Here is a 248-nt window from a genome sequence, read left to right as displayed (position 1 = left end):
CGCGACCCATATCAAGCGTTGATCAAGTTCAGAGAAATGAAATTCTCCAGCAACATCAGCAATTACGATGGTATGCGTAGAACGCTGGCGCATTGGTATCAAGAGTGTGCCAATACGGGAGCAGAGTCGCAAAATCAAAGCATTGATATCTCATCGCTACAATTTGATAAAAGTGAGTTTTTAAATGGTCTGCGACGGGGCAATCAAAATGCCTTAACGACCAAGGTATATAGCGATAATGTGACGGG

1 protein-coding gene is annotated in these 248 nt (G+C 43.5%); it reads left to right on the top strand.

Annotated features, from left to right (window positions below; translation table 11 throughout):
• A partial coding sequence (locus C2M32_RS15885; RefSeq protein WP_158678243.1) for a hypothetical protein occupies positions 1–248 on the top strand: 248 nt, incomplete at both ends.

The organism is Pseudoalteromonas sp. T1lg23B, assembly GCF_002964665.1.
Classification (GTDB): domain Bacteria; phylum Pseudomonadota; class Gammaproteobacteria; order Enterobacterales; family Alteromonadaceae; genus Pseudoalteromonas.
This window is presented reverse-complemented; position numbering and strand designations above follow the sequence as displayed.